Origin of the sequence: Nocardia sp. XZ_19_385 (assembly GCF_015355755.1) — a bacterium.
Classification (GTDB): Bacteria; Actinomycetota; Actinomycetes; order Mycobacteriales; family Mycobacteriaceae; genus Nocardia.
Genome location: NZ_JACVEE010000012.1, coordinates 1 through 1,921 on the forward strand (window position 1 = coordinate 1; position 1,921 = coordinate 1,921).

Consider the following 1,921-nt stretch of genomic DNA (forward strand, 5'->3'; position numbering starts at 1 on the left):
GCTTCACAGTCTCCCACCTATCCTACACAAACCGTACCGAACACCAATACCAAGCTATAGTGAAGGTCCCGGGGTCTTTTCGTCCTGCCGCGCGTAACGAGCATCTTTACTCGTAATGCAATTTCGCCGAGTCTGTGGTTGAGACAGCTGAGAAGTCGTTACGCCATTCGTGCAGGTCGGAACTTACCCGACAAGGAATTTCGCTACCTTAGGATGGTTATAGTTACCACCGCCGTTTACCGGGGCTTAAATTCTCAGCTTCGCACCGAAGTGCTAACCGGTCCTCTTAACCTTCCGGCACCGGGCAGGCGTCAGTCCGTATACATCGTCTTACGACTTCGCACGGACCTGTGTTTTTAGTAAACAGTCGCTTCTCACTGGTCTCTGCGACCACCCCCAGCTCCCGGAGTAAATCCGTTCACCAGTTGTGGTCCCCCTTCTCCCGAAGTTACGGGGGCATTTTGCCGAGTTCCTTAACCACAGTTCTCTCGATCGCCTTAGTATTCTCTACCTGATCACCTGTGTCGGTTTGGGGTACGGGCCGTGTACCAACTCACTAGAGGCTTTTCTCGGCAGCATAGGATCACTGAATTCGCCTCAATCGGCTACGCATCACCTCTCAGGCTTAATGAGTGACGGATTTGCCTATCACTCGCCCTACAGGCTTACACCAGTACAACCACTGACTGGCCCAGCTACCTTCCTGCGTCACCCCATCGCTTACCTACTACAACCCGGGTCCTGTGCAGCCGTCATCCCTCTCACCCGAAGGCTCGATAAGACAACATTTGGACAGTTAGCAAAGCTGATTCGATATTTGGCGCGGATACACGGGTACGGGAATATCAACCCGTTGTCCATCGACTACGCCTGTCGGCCTCGCCTTAGGTCCCGACTCACCCTGGGCGGATTAACCTGGCCCAGGAACCCTTGATCATTCGGCGGACGAGTTTCTCACTCGTCTTTCGCTACTCATGCCTGCATTCTCACTCGCATGGCCTCCACGGCTGGATCACTCCGCCGCTTCCATGGCCATACGACGCTCCCCTACCCATCCACACCGCTGCACCACAAACCGCAGTCTGTGATGGACGTATTGTGTGAATGCCGCGGCTTCGGCGGTGTACTTGAGCCCCGCTACATTGTCGGCGCAAAATCACTTGACCAGTGAGCTATTACGCACTCTTTCAAGGGTGGCTGCTTCTAAGCCAACCTCCTGGTTGTCTTCGCGACTTCACATCCTTTTCCACTTAGTACACGCTTAGGGGCCTTAGCCGGCGATCTGGGCTGTTTCCCTCTCGACTACGAAGCTTATCCCCCGCAGTCTCACTGCCGCGCTCTCACTCACCGGCATTCGGAGTTTGGCTGATTTCGGTAAGCTTGTAGGCCCCCTAGACCATCCAGTAGCTCTACCTCCGGTGAGAAACACGCGACGCTGCACCTAAATGCATTTCGGGGAGAACCAGCTATCACGGAGTTTGATTGGCCTTTCACCCCTACCCACAGCTCATCCCCTCAGTTTTCAACCTAAGTGGGTTCGGGCCTCCACGACGTCTTACCGTCGCTTCACCCTGGCCATGGGTAGATCACTCCGCTTCGGGTCTAGAACATGCGACTATGATCGCCCTATTCGGACTCGCTTTCGCTACGGCTACCCCACACGGGTTAACCTCGCCACATGCCACTAACTCGCAGGCTCATTCTTCAAAAGGCACGCCATCACCCCCAGCCGACCAAACGACTCAAAGGCTCTGACGGATTGTAAGCGCACGGTTTCAGGTACTATTTCACTCCCCTCCCGGGGTACTTTTCACCTTTCCCTCACGGTACTAGTCCGCTATCGGTCACCAGGGAGTATTCAGGCTTACCGGGTGGTCCCGGCAGATTCACAGCAGATTTCACGGGCCCGCTGCTACTCGGG

1 rRNA gene is annotated in these 1,921 nt (G+C 55.2%); it reads right to left on the reverse strand.

Annotated elements, in window-relative coordinates:
* Positions 1 to 1,921 (reverse strand): 23S ribosomal RNA (locus tag IBX22_RS37125); the annotation flags it as partial.